Below are 19,649 nucleotides of genomic sequence, written 5' to 3' on the forward strand. Positions count from 1 at the left end.
ATGAGCGCCTACCTCCATTGCTTGTCGCACACCCCGCTGGTGGGGTACGTCGATCCGGCGCAAGCCGTGCTGGCGGAAGTGGACGAGGTGGTCTCCGCTGCCCGCGCGCGCATCGCCGCGTTCGACCCGGAGCTGGTGTTCCTGTTCGCCCCGGACCACTACAACGGCTTTTTCTACGACGTGATGCCGGCCTTCTGCATCGGCATGGGCGCCACCGCCATCGGTGATTTCAACAGTGTCGCCGGCCCGCTGGAGGTGCCGCGTGATATCGCCGAGGCCTGCGCCGATGCGGTACTGCAGGCGGGTGTGGACGCCGCCGTGTCCTACCGCATGCAGGTCGATCATGGTTTTGCCCAGCCGCTGGAGTATCTGCTCGGTGGCCTGGCGCAGAAGCCGGTGATCCCGGTCTTCATCAACAGCGTGGCGGTACCGCTGCCGAGCTTTGCCCGTGCCCGCCTGCTCGGCGAGGCCATCGGCCGTTTCGCCCGCAGTACCGGCAAGCGCGTGCTGTTCCTCGGCTCCGGTGGCTTGTCGCACCAGCCGCCGGTACCGGAGCTGGCCCATGTCGATGCGCGCATGGCCGACCGCCTGATGGGCAGTGGCCGCGACCTGCCGGCCAACGAGCGCCAGGCCCGCCAGCAACGGGTGATCAGCGCGGCCGAAGGTTTCGTGCGTGACCAGCACAGCCTGCACCCGCTCAACCCGGCCTGGGACAACCACTTCCTCGACCTGCTGGAGCAGCGCCGCTTTGCCGAACTCGATGGCATGGCTAATGCCGAGCTGTCGGCACTGGCCGGCAAGTCGACCCACGAGGTCAAGACCTGGGTAGCCGCCTTTGCCGCGCTGGCCGCGTTTGGTGACTACCAGGCCTGCGCGCGCTACTACCGGCCGATCCCCGAATGGATCGCCGGTTTCGGCTCGCTCAGCGCCCATTCCCTTACCTGATCAACGGAGGACTCCCTTCATGACCCGCATCGCCATCAACGAAGCCGACAGCAGCCGTTTCGCCCATATCCGCGAAGGTGAACTCGACCTGCAGGTGCACTACAACGACCTCGGCGAAGGCGCCGAGACCGTGGTCATGCTGCACGGCTCCGGCCCGGGTGCCAGTGGTTGGGCCAACTTCAACCGCAACATCGAACCGCTGCTGGCCGCCGGCTACCGCGTGGTGCTGCTGGACTGCCCCGGCTGGAGCAAGAGCGACCCGATCGTCTGCCGTGGTTCGCGCTCGGACCTCAACGCCACCGCGCTCAAGGGCCTGCTCGATGTGCTCGGCCTTGAGCGCGTGCACATCCTTGGCAACTCCATGGGCGGCCACAGTGCAGTGGCCTTTGCCCTGCGCTACCCGCAGCGGGTCGGCAAACTGGTGCTGATGGGCGGTGGCACCGGTGGCGCAAGCCCGTTCGTGCCGATGCCCACCGAGGGCATCAAGTTGATCAACGCGCTGTACCGCGAGCCGACCATCGACAACCTGAAGAAGATGATGAACGTCTTCGTCTATGACCCCAGCGACCTCACCGAGGCGCTGTTCCAGACCCGCCTGGACAACATGCTCGCCCGCCGCGACCACCTCGACAACTTCGTCGCCAGCCTGGCCGCCAACCCCAAGCAGTTCCCCGACTTCGGCGCACGCCTGGGCGAGATCAAGGCCCGCACCCTGGTGATCTGGGGCCGCAACGACCGCTTCGTGCCGATGGACGTCGGCCTGCGCCTGATCGCCGGCATCGCCGACGCCGAACTGCACGTGTTCAACAACTGCGGCCACTGGGCCCAGTGGGAGCACGCCGACACCTTCAACCGCCTGGTACTGGACTTCCTCCAGCACTGATTTGAGGTACACCCCATGACCATCGATTCGCCAACCCTCGAACGCCTGGCCGCCGGCCTGCGGCGCGCGCAACAGCAGGGCGAAGCCATTGCCCCGCTGCGCGACGCCATCGGCGCGGAAAACGCCGAGGCCGCCTATGCCATCCAGCGCCTGAACGTGGCCCATGCCCTGGCCACCGGCCGCCGCCTGGTCGGGCGCAAGATCGGCCTGACCAACCCCAAGGTGCAGGCACAGCTGGGTGTCGACCAGCCCGACTTCGGCAGCCTGTTCGCCGACATGTGCTACGGCGACAACGAAACCGTGCCTTTTGCGAGCGTGATGCAGCCAAAGATCGAGGCCGAGATCGCCCTGGTACTGGCCCATGACCTGCCCAGTGCCCAGACCACCTTCGCCGATGTGATCGGCGCCACGGCCTATGCCTTGCCGGCACTGGAAATCGTCGGCAGCCGCATCCAGGGCTGGAACATCCGCTTCGCCGACACCGTGGCCGACAACGCCTCCAGCGGCAGCTTCGTGCTCGGCGGCCCGGCCCGCCAACTGCACGACCTCGACCTGCGCGGCGCGGCCATGCGCATGAGCCGCAATGGCGAGCTGGTGTCCAGTGGCAGCGGCGCCGAATGCCTCGGCCACCCGCTCAACGCTGCGGTGTGGCTGGCCCGCACCATGGCCCGCCTGGGCGAACCGCTGCGGGCGGGCGACATCATCCTCACCGGGGCCCTCGGGCCGATGGTAACGGTGGCGCCGGGCGACCATTTCGAAGCCGAGATCGACGGCCTGGGCCGCGTCGGCGTGACCTTCAGCGGCGAATGACGGAGAACCCCATGAGCCACAAACGCAAAGTCGCCATCATCGGTTCCGGCAACATCGGCACCGACCTGATGATCAAGATCCTGCGCAATGCCAAGCACCTGGAGATGGCCGCGATGGTCGGCATCGACCCGGCCTCCGACGGCCTGGCCCGCGCCGCCCGCCTGGGCGTGGCCACCACCCACGAAGGGGTGCAGGGCCTGACCCGCCTGCCGGTGTTCAAGGACATCGATTTCGTCTTCGACGCCACCAGCGCCGGCGCCCACGTGAAGAACGACGCCTTCCTGCGCCAGCACAAGGCCGAGCTGCGCATCATCGACCTGACCCCGGCGGCCATCGGCCCGTACTGCGTGCCGGTGGTGAACCTTGAGCAGCACCTGCAGGCGACCAACGTCAACATGGTCACCTGCGGTGGCCAGGCGACCATCCCCATGGTCGCGGCGGTGTCGCGGGTGGCCAAGGTGCACTACGCCGAGATCGTCGCCTCGATCGCCAGCAAATCCGCCGGCCCCGGCACCCGCGCCAACATCGACGAATTCACCGAGACCACCAGCAAGGCCATCGAAGTGATCGGCGGTGCGGCCAAGGGCAAGGCGATCATCATCATGAACCCGGCCGAACCGCCGCTGATGATGCGCGATACCGTCTACGTGCTCAGCACAGCCGCCGACCCGCAGCAGGTGGCGGCGAGCATCGAAGAGATGGCCGCTGCGGTGCAGGCCTATGTGCCGGGCTACCGGCTCAAGCAGCAGGTGCAGTTCGAACAGGTGCGCGACTTGAAGCTGCCGGGGCAGGGGACCTTCACCGGCCTCAAGACCTCGGTGTTCCTCGAAGTCGAAGGCGCCGCCCACTACCTGCCGGCCTATGCCGGCAACCTCGACATCATGACCTCTGCCGCGCTGGCCACCGCCGAGCGCATGGCCCTGGCGATGGGAGCCCCGGCATGAACGGCAAGAAGCTTTACATCAGTGACGTGACCCTGCGCGATGGCATGCACGCCATCCGCCATCAGTATTCGCTGGATGACGTGCGCGCCATCGCCAGCGCCCTCGACCGGGCCAAGGTCGACTCGATCGAAGTGGCCCATGGCGACGGCCTGCAGGGTTCCAGCTTCAACTACGGTTTCGGTGCCCACACTGACCTCGAATGGATCGAAGCAGCGGCCGACGCGGTCAACCACGCCAAGATCGCCACGCTGCTGCTGCCAGGGATCGGCACCATTCACGACCTGAAGAACGCCTACGACGCCGGTGCTCGCATCGTTCGCGTGGCCACCCACTGCACCGAGGCGGACGTGTCGCGCCAGCACATCGAGTATGCCCGCGAGCTGGGGATGGACACCGTCGGCTTCCTGATGATGAGCCACATGCAGACGCCCGAAGGGCTGGCGCAACAGGCCAAGCTGATGGAGCGCTACGGCGCCACCTGCATCTACGTGGTCGACTCCGGCGGGGCGATGAACATGGACGACATCCGTGCGCGCTTCCGGGCGGTCAAGGCGGTGCTCGACCCGGCGACCGAGACCGGCATCCACGCCCACCACAACCTCAGCCTCGGCGTGGCCAACTCCATCGCCGCCGTGGAGGAGGGCTGCGACCGCATCGACGCCAGCCTCGCCGGCATGGGCGCGGGTGCCGGCAACGCACCACTGGAAGTGTTCATCGCCGCCGCCGACAAGCTGGGCTGGCACCACGGCACCGACCTGTACGCGCTGATGGACGCCGCCGACGACCTGGTGCGGCCGCTGCAGGACCGGCCGGTGCGGGTGGACAGGGAAACCCTGGCGCTGGGTTACGCCGGGGTCTACTCGAGCTTCCTGCGCCATGCCGAAGTGGCCGCTGCCCGCTATGGCATCAAGGCGGTGGACATCCTCGTCGAGCTGGGCAAGCGGCGCATGGTGGGTGGCCAGGAAGACATGATCGTCGATGTGGCGCTGGACCTGCTCAAGCGCTGACCCCTGTAGGAGCGGGCTTGTCCCGCGAATGGGGCGCACAGCGCCCCCTCTCGACCCCAATACAAAAACAAGACGGGTAATCCCATGACTTCTCCTGCAATCGACACGTCGCGTGTATCGATCACCATCGGCCTGTGCTTTCTCGTCGCGCTGCTTGAAGGCCTCGACCTGCAAGCCGCCGGCATCGCCGCCCCAGGCATGGCCAGCGCCTTCGCACTGGGCAAGCTGCAAATGGGCTGGGTGTTCAGCGCCGGTATCCTCGGCTTGCTGCCCGGCGCCCTGGTCGGCGGCTGGCTGGCCGACCGGGTTGGCCGCAAGCGTGTGCTGATCGGCTCGGTCGCGCTGTTCGGTGTGTTCTCCCTGGCCACTGCCCATGCCTGGAACCTGCCCAGCCTGCTGACGGCCCGCCTGTTGACTGGCGTGGGCCTGGGCGCGGCACTGCCCAACCTCATCGCGCTCACGTCGGAAGCCGCTGGCCAGCGCCTGCGCGGCAGCGCAGTGAGCCTGATGTACTGTGGTGTGCCCTTGGGCGCGGCGCTGGCAGCGGGCATCGGCATTGCCGGCTACAGCGGTGACTGGCAGCGGGTGTTTCATGTCGGCGGTGCCGGGCCGCTGCTGATCCTGCCTCTGCTGCTGCGCTACCTGCCCGAGTCGGGCCAGTTTCGCGCCACGGCCCAGGCCGAGGCCACGGCGAACCTGCGCCGCGAGCTGTTCGGCCAGGGGGCGACCTGGCTGCTGTGGCTGAGCTACTTCTTCACCTTGATGGTGGTGTACATCCTGATCAACTGGCTGCCGAGCCTGCTGGTCGGCCAGGGTTTCAGCAGCCATGACGCCAGCTGGGTGATGTTCGCCCTGCAGATCGGCGCCGCCATCGGCACCCTGGCCCTGGGCCTGGTCCTCGAACGTCTGCCGGCCTGGGCCACGGCAGCGCTGGTGTACTTGGGCATTCTCGCTGCGCTGGCTGGCCTGGGGCTGGCCAGCGAGTTGCGCGGCATGCTTGCCGCCGGCTTTTGCGCAGGCTTCTTCGCCACCGGTGGGCAGGGCGTGCTGTATGCCCTGGCCCCGCATTTCTACCCTGTGCGGGTGCGCGCTACAGGCGTTGGCGCGGCCGTTGCCGTCGGCCGCCTGGGGGCGATGAGCGGGCCGCTGGTGGCGGGCCAGATGCTGGCCCTCGGGGCAGGCTCTGCCGGCGTGCTGCTGGCCTCGGCGCCGGGTGTGGTGATTGCGGCGCTGGCGTTGTTCCGCCTGATCGGCCGGCGCCCCGCCTGACTTCGCGCTGTTCAACCTTGCGTGCTCCCTGCTGGGTCTGCGGCAGGGGTTTCTACAACTACAAAAAAGTAAAGTGACCATGCACAAGGCCCCGAAAACCTGCCTGGCCATCGGCCTGCTCTGCAGCAGCGCTGCCCATGCCGCTGGCTTCGTCGAAGACAGCCATGCCGAGCTGGTGCTGCGCAACTACTACTTCGACCGTAACTACCTGGGTACCACGCCACAGGCCGCCGCACGCGAATGGGCCCAGGGTTTCATCCTCAATGTCAGCTCCGGGTTCAGCCAGGGGCCGGTCGGCTTCGGCCTGGATGCCAAGGGCATGCTCGGGGTGAAGCTGGACTCCTCGCCCGATCGCGCCGGCACCGGCCTGCTGCCGTTCGACCGAACCACCCGTGAACCCGCCGATGACTATTCAGAACTGGGCCTGACCGGCAAGATGCGCATCTCGCACACCGAGCTGCAAGGCGGCACCATCAGCACCTTTCTGCCAATCGCCTTCGCCAGCCCGACCCGGCTGTTGCCGCAGACCTTCCGTGGTGCCTACCTGCGTTCAACTGATATCGACCGGTTCAGCCTGCACGCCGGCTGGCTCGACCGGATCAACCTGCGCGATTCCACCGACTACCAGAAGATGAGCGTCGCCGCGCCCAACGGCCGCTTCAATGGTGCGGCCACCTCGGACCGCTTCACATTCGTCGGGGGCGACTACGCCTGGTCCGACGCGTTGACGTTGCGCTACTACCATGCCGAACTGGACCAGATGTACCGCAAGGACTACTTCGGCTTCGTCGACGACCGCGCGGTGGGGGCGGGCCGCCTGAAAAGCGATTTTCGCCTGTTCGTCGCCGGTGAGGACGGCGCTGCCAAGGCCGGCAAGGTCGACAACCGCAATACCGCACTGATGCTGACCTACGCCTGGGCCAGCCACAGCCTCGGGGCTGGCTACATGCGCCTGGACGGTGATACTGCCATGCCGTACCTGTACGGCACCGAGCCGCTGGTGATCACCGAGGGTACGCTCAGCTCGGAGTTCATCAACCCCAGGGAGCGCAGTTGGCAGGTCAAGTTCGACCAAGACTTCGCGCCGTTCGGCGTGCCGGGGCTCAAGGGCATGCTGCGCTACGTGCGCGGCGACAACATCGAACTGGCGCATCTGGGTGGCAGTGGGCTGAGCGAGAGCGAGAAGGATGTGGAGCTGTCGTACGCCGTACAGCAGGGCACGTTCCAAGGCGTGACGCTGCGCCTGCGCCATGCCTGGTATCGCAATGACTTCGCGGCGGGGGCGAGCCACCGCGATGACAACGAACTGCGGGTCAATGTGGACTATACCGTCAGGCTCTGGTGATAGCTGCGGGGTTGGCGTCAGTCCGTGCTGCGGCCTGCAGCTGTTGACGAAACCATTGCCGCAGCGGATCGGCATGGGTCCGCTCATGCCAGATTTGCATCACTTCGACCTTGGGCAGGGCCAGGGGCAAGGCGTACATGCACAAGTCTGTGTCACGTTCGGCGGCTTCTTCGGCGACCGAGCGCAGGCAGGTGAGCAGCAGGTCGGTGCCGCGAACGAGCCGTGCCGGCGCGAGGAAACTCGACAAACCGGCCACTATCCGTCGACTGTGGCCGGCAGCGCGCAGGGCGCGGTCCACCAGGCCATCGAGGTCGCCAGTGAGCGTGGTCAGCAGGTGGTCGCAGGCCAGGAAGGCCTCAAGGTCGAGCCCCTGCGTCAGGCGCGGGTTGCTGCGCGATGCCAGCACCACGAAATCCTCGCTGAGCAGGCGTTGCTGATGAAAGGTGTCTGGCAGGTCGGTGTAGAAGCCTGCGATGGCCAAGTCGCAGGTCCCCTTTTCCAGGGCTTCGCGCGGCAACTGGCCACGGGTGTTGTGGGTGATCAACACCAGGTTGGGCGCTTGGCGGCGCAGGACTGGCAAGAGCCTGGGCAGCAGGGTCTGCTCCATGAAATCGGTGCTGTACACGTGCAGGCGGGCAGGGCGGGCGAGAAAGTCCTGGCCGTCGCAGCGTTCATAGAAGGCGGCCAGGCCTTCGACCAGGCGCTGCACTTCGGGAGCCAGTTCATGGGCACGTGGGGTTGCCGCCAGGCCACGTGGGGCGCGCACAAATAGCGGGTCGCCAAACTGGTGCCGCAACTTGTTGAGCTTGTGGCTCAGAGCTGGCTGGCTCAGGGCCATGCGCGCGGCCGCCAGTGTGGCGTTGCGTTCCTGATACAGCACGTGGAACAGGTACAGCAGGTTGAGATCCTTGCTAGCGATATTCATTTTATGGATCACAGAAATAAAAGCTTTCGAATTATCGAATCATAGCTGCCTGATTAGGATGGGCCCAGTTCCCTCATGACTCGATAGGTAAAACCTGATGAACAAGACGACCTCCCTGGTGCTGGCGGTGACTGGGGCATTGCTCACCGGTGCTGCCCATGCCACGCCAAAAGGCGAAGTGCTGGTGCTGCTGTCCAGTGAGAACAGTTTGATGTTGCAGGATGGCAAGCGCTATCCGACGGGTTACTACCTCAATGAATTCGGTGTGCCCGCCGACCAGTTGCTCAAGGCTGGATACAAGCTGGTGCTGGTCACGCCCAAGGGTAATGCGCCACGCGTGGACGTGCGCTCGATCGATCCCCAGTACTTTGCTGGCGACGCCACGGAAATGCGGCGCATCGAGCAGGTCGTGAAAGGCCTGCCGGGCATCAACGACACCTTGTCGGTGAAGCAAGTGCTGGCCGGCGACCTTGACCGCTATGCCGGTTTGTTCATTCCCGGTGGCCATGCGCCGCTGATCGACCTGGCCAACAACCCTGATGTCGGGGCTTTGCTGCGACACTTCCATCAGGCCGGCAAGCCTACCGCCGCTATCTGCCACGGGCCCATTGCGCTGCTGTCGGCGCAACGCGACCCGGCCAGCTACCAGGCCGCCCTGACGCGTGGCGAGCAGCCGGCGGCCGATGACTGGGTTTACCAGGGTTATCGGATGACCATCTTCTCCGACCCGGAAGAGCAGGTGTTCGAAGCTTCGCTCAAGCCGCAGCGCCTGCAGTTCTATCCGGCCAAGGCCATGGCCGGAGCGGGCGGTCACATGACCTACGCCCAGGCCTGGCAGCCTCATGTGCTGGTGGATCGTGAATTGATCACCGGGCAGAACCCGTTCTCCGACAAGGCACTGGCCAAGGTGTTGCTGGAGAAGCTGGCTGAGCATCAGCAGGCCGACTGAGGCGGCACTAGAAGCTGTATTTGGCGGTCATCATCAGATTACGTGGCGCCCCCCAGGTATCGCCACCGTAGTCCACCGAACTGGCGACGGCCGAATAGTACTTGCGGTCGAACACGTTGTTGGCGTTGAGTTGCAGGTCGAGATGCTGACTGACCCGGTAGCCGGCCATCAGGTCGGTGACCGCATAGGCACCCTGGACCAGCCTGTACTCACTGCCATCGGCCACGGTGAAGTCGTTGTAGATGCGGCTCTGCCAGGAAATGTTGCCACCGACCCGCAGCTTCTCCAGCGGGCCCTGGAAGTGATACACGGTGTTCAGCTTGAACATGTGCTCCGGGGTGTCGGTATCGAAACGCTGGTTGACATTGGCGGGGTTGGCGGCGTCCTTGATGGTGTGCGCGCGGGCATAGGTATAGCCGCCACCGATCTGCCAGTTTGGCGTCAGCGCGCCTTGCAGTTCCATGTCGATGCCCTGGCTGCGCACTTCGCCCGAAGCTTCGTAGCAGGAAGTCTGCGGGCAGTTCGCGACGAACACCTGGGTGGCACGGTTTTCCTGGTCGATGCGGAACAGCGCGATGCTGGCATTGAGCGCGCCGTCGAAGTATTCGCCCTTGATGCCGACCTCATAGTTCTTGCCCACGATCGGTTTCACCGGGGGGCCAGAGGTGTCCTTGGAGCTTTGCGGGGTGAAGATGTCGCTGTAGCTCACGTACACCGAGTGGTGGTCGTCCAGGTCGTAGATCAGGCCGGCATACTTGGTGACGTTGCGGGTCACCTTGTAATCGCCGTCGCCATCACGGTTGTCATAGTCGTACCAGTCCAGGCGCCCGCCGAGGATGAGCTGAAGCGGGTCGGCCAGGTTCAGCCGGGTGGTCAGGTACACGCCATCCTGGGTGGTGACTTCACGCTGGTTGTCGGTGTGTACGAAGTTCGGTTTACCGCCATTGAGCGGCCAGAACATGTCGTACGGGCTGTAGTTGCGGGTGTCCATGTCGTAGATGCGCTTACTGGCACCTATCACCAGTTCGTGGGTGCGCCCGAGCAGCTCGAACGGGCCGCTGACGAAGCCGTCCAGGCCGGCCTGGTTCTCCTGATGCTTGGATTGGTAGACCGTGCGTTGCAGCGGTGCTTGCAGGCCAGCCCAGCGCGACTGGTAGGACCCGGTGAAGGTCGCATCCTGTTGCGCATAGTTGGCGTTGAGCTGCAGCGCCCAGTCATTGGCCAGGCGATGGCGCAATTCGGCGAACACGGTGTTGATCTCCTGGTCCTTGTTCTCCCAGTCGGTGCCCGGGTTGTAGGAGCGCGAGAAGCCCATGTGGTGGCCGTCGAGGGCGGTGGGCATGGCGCCCCAGAAGTAGTTGGTCTTGTCCTTCTGGTGCGAGAAACCAAGCATCAGGCTGGTGTCATCGGAGAGGTCCGCCTCGGTCACCGCATAGAACAGACCGTGGTCTTCCTCGACGTCATCGATGTAGCTGTTGGCGTCACGGTAGGACGCCACCACGCGTCCGCGCAGGGTGCCGCTGTCGTTTAGCGGGCTGGAGGCATCGACCTCGCCGCGGTAATCGCCCCAGCTGCCGGCGGCGCCGGTCAGGGTGACCTTCTGCTCGGCCAGTGGGCGCTTGCGCACCAGGTTGATGGCTGCCGACGGGTTGCCGGCACCGGTGACCAGGCCGGTGGCGCCGCGCACCACCTCGACTCGGTCGAACATCGCCAGGTTCGGCTGGGCGCCGACCACCCAACCGGTATAGCCGCTGGGGATGCCGTCGTACATCAGGTTGTCGATGTTGAAACCGCGCGAGGAGTAGCTCTGCCGGCCCGGGCCGCTGGAGTAGTCGAGGAACAGGCCGGGGGTGGCCTTGACCACGTCATTGATGCTGGTCATGGCCTGGTCGTCCATGCGCTGGCGGGTGATCACGGTCACCGCCTGCGGCGTTTCACGCATGCTCAGTGGCAGCTTGGTTGCGGTGGACATGGAGCCGGTGGTGTAGGAGCCCGAGCCCTCGGTGGTGCTGCCCAGCGCGTCCGAGCTGATTTCGGTGGCGCCCAGTTCCAGGGTGGTGGGGGTATCTTCGGCTACGGCTGGCGTGACAACAGCCATGCAGATGGCCATGGCGAGCAGGTTGCGAGCGGGAAGGGGGCGCGTGTGCGCGAGGGGCGACAACATGACGGGTGGGCTCCTGATGGTTGCTAATGCACATAAGCATGAGAATGATTAGCAATCAGTTTGTCAGGATGTGTCGCATCTTGGGAAGGCGGTATGCCAGATCCATTACAAAATTTTCACAAATCACCCGGAGCGGGTGATCCTCTTGCCACGCTGGCTGGCCACCTCCAGCGCCTGCCCGTCACGCTGCTTGCCTTGCCGCGCCAGGCCTTCGAGCTGGGGAATCAGCATCCCTTCCGGCAGGTGCCGCCAGAAGCGCCCTGGCATGTGCAGGCGTAGCGCGTCCGGGTTGAGCCGGGCCGGGTTGAAGGTGTGCCGGTAATAGGTACGCCACAGTTCGGCACCGGGGTCTTCGGCATTTTGTGCCCATTGCCGCCAATCGTCCGGGCAACGGCGCTGATATTCGAAAGCCTGGCCGTCGAAGCGGATGCCGTCCTGTGGTGTCGCGATCAGCCAGCGCTGGCGCCCGAGGCGGTCGGCGAAGTGCGTGCTGGCGCTCTCCAGGATGTCGTGAGCGGGTTCATGGTAGGCCACCAGGTCCAGCTGCAACTGCTCGGCCAGCGCCTCGGGCAGCGGCACGAAACGTACGAACGCATGCAGGTGGTGCGCCTCGCGGCTGACCTGCTTGATACGCCGCTGCAATTCGCTGCCCAGGCGGTCACCCGCCAGCATGGCCGTGCGGTCGCCGTGGGCCACGCGCCAGAGCACTTCATACAGCAGGTTCCAGCGTTGTTCGCCGCGGTAGCGTGCTGCTTGCTCCAGTTGCGTTAGCAGCGTGGCGGGGACCTTGGCGCGGAATGGGCCAGGGCCTTCGGGCAGAGGTGTGGGCAGGGCCAGCAGGTCCTGGGTCGGGCCTTGCGCCCAGGTCACGTCGGCGGGGTCGATACCGTGGCCGAGCAAGGTGCGGGCCTGGTTGCGCCAAGTGCCGAACTGGTCATCGCAATCGAGCGCAATCACCCCCACAACCCCATCTGCTGTGGCGCCTGAGGTTCGCGCAGGCGCGCCCTGAGCAAGCCGCTGCGCAACTCGCCATCGGCGGGGCGGTAATCGCTGGTGACGATGAACGGCCTTGCCTTGTCCAGCACGCAGCGCAGCTGGATCAGGTCGTCGTAGCGTACGCGCCGCTCGCGGCGCAGTGCCACCAGCCGTTGCACGCTGCGCAGGCCGATGCCGGGAATGCGCGCCAGCAGCGCCGGCTCGGCACGGTTCACATCCAGCGGAAACACCTCGCGGTTGGCCAGTGCCCAGGCCAGCTTGGGGTCGATGTCCAGCGCCAGGTTGCCGGCCTCGCCGAGCAGTTCACCCGCTTTGTAGCCATAGCCACGCAGCAGGAAGTCGGCCTGGTACAGGCGGTGTTCGCGCAGCAGTGGCGGGGCGGCCAGGGGCACGCTGCCAGGGCTGTCGGGGATCGGGCTGAAGGCCGAGTAGTACACGCGCTTGAGGCCATAACCCTGGTACAGCGACTCGGCGTTGCGCAGCAGGGTGCTGTCGTCGGTGGCGTCGGCGCCGACGATCACCTGGGTGCTCTGCCCGGCCGGGGTGAAGCGCGGCGCTTTCGGTTCACCGGCCACGGCCTGCTGGCCCTGATGGATCACGCCCATGGCCTGGCGGATGGTATGCGCTTGCTTTTCCGGGGCCAGGCGCTTGAGGCTGGCATCGGTGGGCAGTTCGATATTGACGCTGAGGCGGTCGGCCAGGCGCCCGGCTTCTTCGATCAGCAACGGGTCGGCGTCGGGGATGGTCTTGAGGTGAATGTAGCCACGGAAGTTGTGTTCTTCGCGCAGCAGGCGTGCCACGCGGATCAGCTGTTCCATGGTGTAATCGGCCGAGCGGATGATCCCGGAACTCAGGAACAGGCCGCTGATGCAGTTGCGCCGGTAGAAGTCCAGGGTCAGGCGCACCACTTCCTCGGGGCTGAAGCGCGCCCGCGGCACGTTGCTGGAGCGGCGGTTGACGCAGTACTGGCAGTCATACAGGCAGAAATTGGTCAGCAGCACCTTGAGCAGCGACACGCAGCGGCCATCAGGGGTGTAGCTGTGGCAGATGCCCATGCCATCGGTCGCGCCCAGGCCATCGCTGCCACGCGAGCTGCGTTTCGGCGCGCCGCTGCTGGCGCATGAGGCATCGTACTTGGCGGCATCGGCGAGAATGCCGAGTTTGGCGATGAGCTGCATGGGGATGTCTCGAAATACTGAATATTCATACAGTATTTCGAGACTTGTACATTTGCAAGGGCCTGAATCGGCTTCAGGGCTTGCTGAGGACGTAGAACAGGTTCGGCTCGCTGACGATATAGAGGTTGCCGGCGCTGTCCATGGTCATGCCTTCGGGCTGCGGCGCATCACGGTGCAGCCCGCCGAGCCAGGAACGCAGCGAGCGGATGCTGACGAAGCGGCCATCACCAGCGAGCTCGGTGATGTTCTTCGACTGGTCGCTGAGTACCAGCAGGTGGCCGGTACGCGGGTCGTAGTAGCCGTCGGACAGATCGGTGGCGTACACGCTGCGCTTGACCCAGTCGCGGCGGTCGCTGACGGTAATTTGCAGGGGGCCGCCGCTGAGCGCCGTGAGCATGCCGGTCACGGTGAACAGCTGGCGTGGGTCGCGCTCCTTGATGGCGAACAGGCGGTCGTGCTGGCGGTCGTAGGTCACACCCTCGAAGCCCTTGTTGCGCAAGGTCGGGTTGATGTCGAGGGTGATCCACTGGGCCTCGCTGGCGTGGATCGGCTGCGGGTGGTCGGGCAGGCTGATCACGTCCAGCCGTTGCTTCTGCTCGTCGCTGATGGCCAGGCGGCCATTGCCCAGGTACGCCAGGCCCTCGGTGTCCTCGAAGTCCACCAGCGGGTAGCGCGCCACGATGTCGCCGGACGTGCTCAGCTCCAGCAGCTCCATGGGTACACCATTGGTGATTGCCAGCAGCCGGTCACGGTCGTAGTCGTAGGTGATGCCGGAGAGGTTGCCCAGGCCAGGGTCCACCACCTTGGCGTCGATCGTGACCTTGAAGTCCGGCAGCCAGATGTTCTTGCCAGGTGCGGTGTCGCCGGTCCAGCGGTTGCTCAGGTGTGCGTAGAGCTGCTGGGGCCAGAACGAGCGGACGGCTTCGATGCCCAACAGGGCCATGGCCACCAGCACGCCGACTGCGCCGACTTGGCCCCAGCGGTTCAAGCGTCGCCACAGGTGCCGGCGCGGCACTGGCAGGGTCTGGGTCGTCATGGTGCGGGCCTCTGTGCTGCGGTTTGCAGGTTCCCGGGGGTGTTGGCCCAGGCGAAGTGGTAGACCTGTGCAGGTACGGCTGGCTGGCACTGGCCGTTGTCGGCATCGGCACCGACCACGTACCACTCGGCGCGCGAGGTATCGCCCAGCCGGTGGGCCTTGTCGGCGTTGAAGCAGCGGCCCAGTTCGGTTTCCGGGATCAGAGCGAAGGCCGAGGGGTTATGGCGCAGCCAGTACACGGCCGTTTCAGGCTTGGACTGGTTGGCGAAACCGAAATGGACGATGGGTTGTCGGGCGAACAGCCAGTGCCCTTCACGCCAGTTGACCAGCACCAGCTCGGCGCCACCGGTGGCGCGTGCGGCGTCGGCCATCAAGGTTTCGTGGGGGTTTTGGCCTTCCTTGAGCGGCTCGACGAAGCCGCGGGCGAACCACAGGCAGAACCAGGCCACGGCAATGGCGGTGAACGCCTTGCGCCAGCCGGGCCGGCGCTGCAGCCAGCGCTTGACCATCCATGGCACCAGCGGCGCGATGGCCAGTACCAGGCCGGGCAGGGCCGGGAAGATGTAGAGCTTGCGCTTGCCGCTGCTGAGGCTGAAGAACAGCAGCACCAGGGCCACCCAGCCGAGCAGGAGCAGGAAGCGCCCATCGCGTTTCTGCAACTGCCGGCGCCAGGCCGGAACCAGCCACGGCAAGGCCAGGATCAGGGGCAGCCAGTACTGCGGGATGACCTTGACGAAGAAGTACCAGAAGGGCTCGCGATGGTCCCAGGCATTGGCATAGCGGTTGGCGGTCTGGCGCAGGAGAATTTCCTTCAGGTAGGCCAGTTCCGCCGCACCGCCACCGTGGGCGATCGAGACCAGCAGCGGCAGCAGCCACACCGCGCAGCCTGCCAGCAGCCAGACGAAGCCCAGGCTCCAGCGCCCACCCTGGCCGGGATAGGCCACCACGCCGCGCCAGCCTTTGCGCACCGCCCAGGCGTAGGGCAGCAGCATCAGCGCCGGGACAAACCCCACGCCCTTGCTGATGATGCCCAGGCCCATGGCCGCGCAGGCCAGGTAGAACCAGCCCCAGGCAGGCCCGAGCAACAGGTGGCGGACCATGCCGTAGAGGCCCAGCGCCACCCACAGGCACAGGTAGCTGTCGATCTGCCCGGTACGCAGGATGCTATAGCTCTGGTAGGTCGCCAGGAACAGCAGCGCGGCAATCACGCCGATGCGCCGGGTCCACAGGCGTCGCCCAAGGTCATGCAGCACCAAGGTGATGGTCGCCGCGGACATCAGCCCCGGCAGGTACAGGGCGACCTTGGGCGAGCCGGTCAGGTAGCTGAACAGGGCCACGGTCCACATGAATAATGGCGGCTTGTCGCCGTAGATTTCCGCAGCGCGGTGGGGGATGAACCAGTTGCCGCTCTGGAGCATCTCCAGGGCTACGCCGAGGAAGCGCTCCTCATCGACGTTCATCGGCTGGCGCCAGCCGATGCCGGCACCGACCAGCAGGACAGCGAGTGCAACCAGGGCCAGGCGTTCGGCCCCGAGCGTCTTGAACCTAGGCAAGGGCTATTCCTTCTGCTCTTTGTGTCGGGCAATCAATTGCAGGTTGCGCAGGTAGACCACCAGGCCGAACGACTGGCCGATGATGAACACCGGGTCTTCGCGGTAGATGGCGTAGATCAGCAGTAGGGCACTGCCGAGCATGCTCAGGTACCAGAAGCCCACCGGGATCACGCTGCGCTTCTTGAATTCGCTATACAGCCACTGCAGGACGAAGCGGCCGGTGAACACGACCTGACCGGCGAAGCCGACGATCAGCCAGAGGGTTTCGCGGGTCATCCTTCGAGCTCCTGGGGTTGGGTGTCGAGGCGTGTGCGGCGGATCAGCCACCAGACCCCGACCAGGTCGAGAATGCCGACCAGGGCACGGTCCAGGTTGCCGTACTTGGATACCCCGGCATGGCGCGGGCGGTGGTTCACCGGGTGCACCAGCATGCGACCCTTGTGGCGCAGGATCAGCGCCGGGATGTAGCGGTGCATGTGGTCGAAATAGGGCAGGCGCAGGAAGGCGTCGCGGTCGATCAGTTTCAGGCCGCAGCCGGTGTCCGGCGTGGCGTCCTTGAGCAGGCGGCTGCGCAGGCCGTTGGCAAAGCGCGAGGCCCAGCGCTTGCTGGCGGTATCGCGGCGGTTGACGCGGTGGCCGGCGACCAGCTGGATGCCGCCGGCGAAATCTTCGTTGCCGCGTACCAGGGCGAGCATGCCGGGGATGTCGGCCGGGTCGTTCTGCCCGTCGCCGTCGAGGGTGGCCAGCCAGCGGCCACGGGCAGCCTGGGCGGCATGCCAGATCGAGGTGCTCTGGCCCAGCGAGCGGTCGTGGCGCAGGATGCGCAACTGGTTGAAGCCCTGCTGCTTGAGCTGGCGCAGCATGTTGAGTGTCTGGTCGGTGCTGCCGTCGTCGACCACCAGCACTTCGTAGTTTTCATTGGCCAGTGCCGTGCGGATTTCCGCCAGCAATGCCGGCAGGTTGTCGACCTCGTTCTTGGCGGGGATCAGTACCGAGAGGTCAAGGGGATCAGTCATTGAGGCTACCTGTGTTCTTGTAATGATTGCGTGGTCAAACCCGGTAGAAATCCCGGTACCAGCCAACGAAAGCGGCGACGCCGTGCTCCAGCGGGGTGCTCGGCGAAAAATCGATCCAGCGCGTCAGTGAGTCCACATCCGCCCAGGTTTCCAGCACGTCACCCGCCTGCAAGGGCAGGTACTCGCGCCGGGCCTTGATACCCAGCGTGTTCTCCAGGCAATCGACGAATTCCAGCAGGCGCACCGGCTGGCCGCGGCCGATGTTGAATAGCTGGCAGGGCGGTTGCCCGGCTTCAGGGCGTGGCGGCTTCTGGCGCAGGCGCAGGATGCTTTCGACGATGTCGTCGATGTAGGTGAAGTCGCGCGCCATCTGGCCGTGGTTGTAGATCTCGATCGGCTGGCCTTCGAGCATCGCCCGGGTGAACTTGAACAGCGCCATGTCGGGGCGGCCCCACGGGCCGTAGACGGTGAAGAAGCGCAGGCCGGTGATCGGCAACTGGTACAGGTGCGCGTAGCTGTGGGCCATCAGCTCGTTGGCCCGCTTGCTCGCGGCATACAGCGAAATTGGCTGCTCGACTGGGTCATCGATGCTGAACGGCTGCTTGGTATTGGCGCCGTACACCGAACTGCTGGAGGCATAGATCAGGTGCTGCGGCGGGTGCTGGCGGCAGGCTTCGAGGAGGTTGAGAAAGCCGGTCAGGTTGGACTGCCCATAGACCGCCGGGTTGTCCAGCGAGTAGCGCACACCGGCCTGCGCCGCCAGGTGGATCACTTCGCTGAACGGCTGCCCGGCGAACAGTTGCTGCATGTCGGCGGCGTTGGCGATGTCGACCGTCTGGAAGCGGAAACTGGGGTAGGCGAGCAACTGTTGCAGGCGCGCCAGTTTGAGCTCGACGCTGTAGTAGGCGTTGAGGTTGTCGATGCCCACCACTTCGATGCCCGCTTCGCACAGGCGGCGTGCCAGGTGGAAACCGATGAATCCGGCCGCGCCAGTGATCAGTACGGGCATGGTGGATTCACCTGGCCACGGCCAATGCCGTAGTACGTGAGGCCGGCAGCGGCCATGTGCTCGGGTTCGAACAGGTTGCGGCCGTCGAACACCACGCGGTCAGCCAGTTGCTGCGGGACCTTGTCCAGGTTCAGCACGCGGTAGTCCTGCCACTCGGTGACGATCACCAGGGCATCGGCACCTTCCAGCGCATCGTCCTTGCACGGCACCAGTTTCAGGTCGGGGCGATTGCCGTAGTGCCGCTGGATCTCCTGCATGGCTTGCGGGTCGTGGGCCTGGACGCTGGCGCCGGCGGCCCACAGTGCTTCGAGCAGCACCAGGCTGGAAGCTTCGCGGATGTCATCGGTGTTGGCTTTGAACGACAGGCCCCACAAGGCGAAGACCTTGCCGTGCAGGCCGCCGGGGTAGTGGCGCTGGATCTTGCTGAACAGCCGGCTCTTCTGCCGCTGGTTGACCGCTTCCACCGCGCCCAGCAGCAGCGGGTCGATGCCTTCGGCCTCGGCGGTCCTGCGCAGCGCCTGCAGGTCCTTGGGGAAGCACGAGCCGCCGAAGCCGCAGCCGGGGTAGATGAAGTCGTAGCCGATGCGCGGGTCCGAGCCGATGCCGCGGCGGACCATTTCGATGTCGGCCCCCAGTTGCTCGGCCAGGTTGGCTATTTCGTTGATGAAGGAAATCTTGGTCGCCAGCATGCAGTTGGCGGCGTATTTGGTCAGCTCGGCGCTGCGCGCGTCCATGACCATGACTTTTTCGTGATTGCGGCTGAACGGTTGGTACAGCTCGCGCAGCAGTTCGACCTCGGCCGGTGCGGCGCCGCCGATGATGATGCGGTCCGGGCGCATGCAGTCATCCACTGCCGAGCCTTCCTTGAGGAATTCGGGGTTGCTGATCACCTGGTAGCGGTCTGCGTCGGCGACCGCCTGGCTGATTCGCGCCTTGATGCGGTCTACCGTGCCGACCGGCGAGGTGGACTTGTTGACGATGACCTTGGGGCCATCGGCATGTTCGAGGATGCTGTCGATCACGCTGAACACATAGCGCATGTCGGCGCTGCCATCGGCCTGGGGCGGGGTGCCGACGGCGATGAAATGCAACCTAGCGTAGTGCACCGCTTCAGCGGCGCTAGTGGTGAAACGCAGGCGACCGCAGGCCAGGTTCTTCTCCAGCAGGGGCGCAAGGCCGGGCTCGAAGATCGGGCAATGCCCCTCGCTGAGCGCCGCCACCCGCTCGGCGTTGATATCCATGCATAACACCGAGTGCCCCACCTGGGCCAGGCATACCGCCTGAGTAAGGCCGACATAGCCGGTACCGAAAACCGTAACCTTCATTCAAAGCTCCATGGTGTGAACCTGTACGGGCAGTACCCCTGCTGACGCAGGTGTTTGGCATTTGGCCGCAGAGATCCTTGGCGAAAAAGTAGAAAAAAATGTCACATTTTTGTTTAAATCTTGTTACTTAAGCCCGGATATGAAGGCGCCTTGCTCATGCACACGTTTGCTTTGCAAATAAAAGGCAAACGCATCTTCCCGGCGCACAAAAGAGCGCCTGGCGCAGCCTGGAAGTTGAGAGGAAATTGCTCTAAGAAATGTCAGTTGTATGACAGTGGAGGCCGGTAAGTTGCCT

General features: G+C 65.2%; 18 protein-coding genes. 8 read left to right on the forward strand and 10 right to left on the reverse strand.

What is annotated here, in order from left to right:
• From mhpB to ACOKS3_RS12595, 7 genes are all read left to right on the forward strand, one after another.
• Positions 1-945, forward strand: a complete 945-nt coding sequence (gene mhpB / locus ACOKS3_RS12565) for a 3-carboxyethylcatechol 2,3-dioxygenase (RefSeq protein WP_422763120.1) — start codon at positions 1-3, stop codon at positions 943-945.
• A gap of 19 nt (positions 946-964) precedes the next feature.
• The gene (locus ACOKS3_RS12570) at positions 965-1,828 is read left to right on the forward strand and encodes an alpha/beta fold hydrolase (RefSeq protein ID WP_422763121.1); all 864 of its coding nucleotides are present in this window, start codon (positions 965-967) and stop codon (positions 1,826-1,828) included.
• A gap of 15 nt (positions 1,829-1,843) precedes the next feature.
• Positions 1,844-2,638, forward strand: coding sequence for a 2-keto-4-pentenoate hydratase (gene mhpD / locus ACOKS3_RS12575; RefSeq protein ID WP_422763122.1), 795 nt, complete (start codon positions 1,844-1,846; stop codon positions 2,636-2,638).
• Between the two features lie 11 nt (positions 2,639-2,649).
• A complete protein-coding gene (locus ACOKS3_RS12580) occupies positions 2,650-3,582 on the forward strand; it encodes an acetaldehyde dehydrogenase (acetylating) (protein WP_103447017.1) in 933 nt (310 codons plus the stop codon).
• Complete coding sequence (gene mhpE, locus ACOKS3_RS12585; RefSeq protein WP_103447018.1) at positions 3,579-4,589, forward strand: 4-hydroxy-2-oxovalerate aldolase; 1,011 nt, start codon at positions 3,579-3,581, stop codon at positions 4,587-4,589. The genes ACOKS3_RS12580 and mhpE overlap by 4 nt, the downstream gene beginning before the upstream one ends.
• A gap of 84 nt (positions 4,590-4,673) precedes the next feature.
• Positions 4,674-5,858: a 3-(3-hydroxy-phenyl)propionate transporter MhpT gene (gene mhpT / locus ACOKS3_RS12590; protein WP_103447019.1), complete on the forward strand. Its 1,185-nt coding sequence runs from the start codon at positions 4,674-4,676 to the stop codon at positions 5,856-5,858.
• Positions 5,859-5,937: 79 nt separating this feature from the next.
• Entirely contained in the window at positions 5,938-7,203 is a 1,266-nt protein-coding gene (locus tag ACOKS3_RS12595; protein ID WP_422763123.1) for an OprD family porin, read from the forward strand.
• Here the strand turns inward: ACOKS3_RS12595 and ACOKS3_RS12600 are convergent.
• The gene (locus tag ACOKS3_RS12600; RefSeq protein WP_422763124.1) at positions 7,190-8,128 is read right to left on the reverse strand and encodes a LysR family transcriptional regulator; all 939 of its coding nucleotides are present in this window, start codon (positions 8,126-8,128) and stop codon (positions 7,190-7,192) included. The genes ACOKS3_RS12595 and ACOKS3_RS12600 overlap by 14 nt on opposite strands.
• 97 nt (positions 8,129-8,225) lie before the next feature.
• On the opposite strand from ACOKS3_RS12600, the gene ACOKS3_RS12605 reads away from it, so the two are divergent.
• Entirely contained in the window at positions 8,226-9,077 is an 852-nt protein-coding gene (locus ACOKS3_RS12605; protein WP_422763125.1) for a type 1 glutamine amidotransferase domain-containing protein, read from the forward strand.
• Positions 9,078-9,084: 7 nt separating this feature from the next.
• Here the strand turns inward: ACOKS3_RS12605 and ACOKS3_RS12610 are convergent, their stop codons facing one another.
• The 9 genes from ACOKS3_RS12610 to ACOKS3_RS12650 all read right to left on the reverse strand — a co-directional run bounded on the left by ACOKS3_RS12610 (position 9,085) and on the right by ACOKS3_RS12650 (position 19,354).
• On the reverse strand, positions 9,085-11,241 hold the full coding sequence (locus ACOKS3_RS12610; RefSeq protein ID WP_422763126.1) for a TonB-dependent siderophore receptor: 2,157 nt from the start codon (positions 11,239-11,241) through the stop codon (positions 9,085-9,087).
• Positions 11,242-11,364: 123 nt separating this feature from the next.
• The gene (locus ACOKS3_RS12615) at positions 11,365-12,204 is read right to left on the reverse strand and encodes a TIGR03915 family putative DNA repair protein (protein WP_422763127.1); all 840 of its coding nucleotides are present in this window, start codon (positions 12,202-12,204) and stop codon (positions 11,365-11,367) included.
• On the reverse strand, positions 12,195-13,415 hold the full coding sequence (locus ACOKS3_RS12620; RefSeq protein ID WP_103447025.1) for a putative DNA modification/repair radical SAM protein: 1,221 nt from the start codon (positions 13,413-13,415) through the stop codon (positions 12,195-12,197). The genes ACOKS3_RS12615 and ACOKS3_RS12620 overlap by 10 nt, the downstream gene beginning before the upstream one ends.
• Before the next feature lie 73 nt (positions 13,416-13,488).
• Positions 13,489-14,358 carry an SdiA-regulated domain-containing protein gene (locus tag ACOKS3_RS12625; protein WP_422763213.1) on the reverse strand — a complete coding sequence of 290 codons (870 nt, stop codon included), beginning with the start codon at positions 14,356-14,358 and terminating at the stop codon, positions 13,489-13,491.
• A gap of 89 nt (positions 14,359-14,447) precedes the next feature.
• A complete protein-coding gene (locus tag ACOKS3_RS12630; RefSeq protein WP_103447027.1) occupies positions 14,448-16,004 on the reverse strand; it encodes an ArnT family glycosyltransferase in 1,557 nt (518 codons plus the stop codon).
• Positions 16,005-16,007: 3 nt separating this feature from the next.
• On the reverse strand, positions 16,008-16,280 hold the full coding sequence (locus ACOKS3_RS12635) for a lipid-A-disaccharide synthase N-terminal domain-containing protein (RefSeq protein ID WP_079227811.1): 273 nt from the start codon (positions 16,278-16,280) through the stop codon (positions 16,008-16,010).
• Positions 16,277-17,020, reverse strand: a complete 744-nt coding sequence (locus ACOKS3_RS12640; RefSeq protein ID WP_103447028.1) for a glycosyltransferase family 2 protein — start codon at positions 17,018-17,020, stop codon at positions 16,277-16,279. Before ACOKS3_RS12640 ends, ACOKS3_RS12635 begins: the two co-directional genes overlap by 4 nt.
• 34 nt (positions 17,021-17,054) lie before the next feature.
• Entirely contained in the window at positions 17,055-18,029 is a 975-nt protein-coding gene (locus ACOKS3_RS12645; RefSeq protein ID WP_422763128.1) for an NAD-dependent epimerase, read from the reverse strand.
• A complete protein-coding gene (locus ACOKS3_RS12650; RefSeq protein WP_422763129.1) occupies positions 18,017-19,354 on the reverse strand; it encodes a UDP-glucose dehydrogenase family protein in 1,338 nt (445 codons plus the stop codon). Before ACOKS3_RS12650 ends, ACOKS3_RS12645 begins: the two co-directional genes overlap by 13 nt.
• Between the last annotated feature and the right edge of the window lie 295 nt (positions 19,355-19,649).

The sequence above is a fragment of the Pseudomonas sp. HS6-2 genome (genome assembly GCF_049325675.2).
In the GTDB taxonomy this organism is placed as follows: Bacteria; Pseudomonadota; Gammaproteobacteria; order Pseudomonadales; family Pseudomonadaceae; genus Aquipseudomonas; species Aquipseudomonas putida_N.

What these genes read in the sequence shown, in the direction of transcription:
- mhpB (WP_422763120.1), top strand. Translation starts at nt 1, where the DNA reads ATGAGCGCCTACCTCCATTGCTTGTCGCACACCCCGCTGGTGGGGTAC.
- ACOKS3_RS12570 (WP_422763121.1), top strand. Translation starts at nt 965, where the DNA reads ATGACCCGCATCGCCATCAACGAAGCCGACAGCAGCCGTTTCGCCCAT.
- mhpD (WP_422763122.1), top strand. Translation starts at nt 1,844, where the DNA reads ATGACCATCGATTCGCCAACCCTCGAACGCCTGGCCGCCGGCCTGCGG.
- ACOKS3_RS12580 (WP_103447017.1), top strand. Translation starts at nt 2,650, where the DNA reads ATGAGCCACAAACGCAAAGTCGCCATCATCGGTTCCGGCAACATCGGC.
- mhpE (WP_103447018.1), top strand. Translation starts at nt 3,579, where the DNA reads ATGAACGGCAAGAAGCTTTACATCAGTGACGTGACCCTGCGCGATGGC.
- mhpT (WP_103447019.1), top strand. Translation starts at nt 4,674, where the DNA reads ATGACTTCTCCTGCAATCGACACGTCGCGTGTATCGATCACCATCGGC.
- ACOKS3_RS12595 (WP_422763123.1), top strand. Translation starts at nt 5,938, where the DNA reads ATGCACAAGGCCCCGAAAACCTGCCTGGCCATCGGCCTGCTCTGCAGC.
- ACOKS3_RS12600 (WP_422763124.1), bottom strand. Translation starts at nt 8,128, where the DNA reads ATGAATATCGCTAGCAAGGATCTCAACCTGCTGTACCTGTTCCACGTG.
- ACOKS3_RS12605 (WP_422763125.1), top strand. Translation starts at nt 8,226, where the DNA reads ATGAACAAGACGACCTCCCTGGTGCTGGCGGTGACTGGGGCATTGCTC.
- ACOKS3_RS12610 (WP_422763126.1), bottom strand. Translation starts at nt 11,241, where the DNA reads ATGTTGTCGCCCCTCGCGCACACGCGCCCCCTTCCCGCTCGCAACCTG.
- ACOKS3_RS12620 (WP_103447025.1), bottom strand. Translation starts at nt 13,415, where the DNA reads ATGCAGCTCATCGCCAAACTCGGCATTCTCGCCGATGCCGCCAAGTAC.
- ACOKS3_RS12625 (WP_422763213.1), bottom strand. Translation starts at nt 14,358, where the DNA reads ATGGCCCTGTTGGGCATCGAAGCCGTCCGCTCGTTCTGGCCCCAGCAG.
- ACOKS3_RS12635 (WP_079227811.1), bottom strand. Translation starts at nt 16,280, where the DNA reads ATGACCCGCGAAACCCTCTGGCTGATCGTCGGCTTCGCCGGTCAGGTC.
- ACOKS3_RS12640 (WP_103447028.1), bottom strand. Translation starts at nt 17,020, where the DNA reads ATGACTGATCCCCTTGACCTCTCGGTACTGATCCCCGCCAAGAACGAG.
- ACOKS3_RS12645 (WP_422763128.1), bottom strand. Translation starts at nt 18,029, where the DNA reads ATGCCCGTACTGATCACTGGCGCGGCCGGATTCATCGGTTTCCACCTG.
- ACOKS3_RS12650 (WP_422763129.1), bottom strand. Translation starts at nt 19,354, where the DNA reads ATGAAGGTTACGGTTTTCGGTACCGGCTATGTCGGCCTTACTCAGGCG.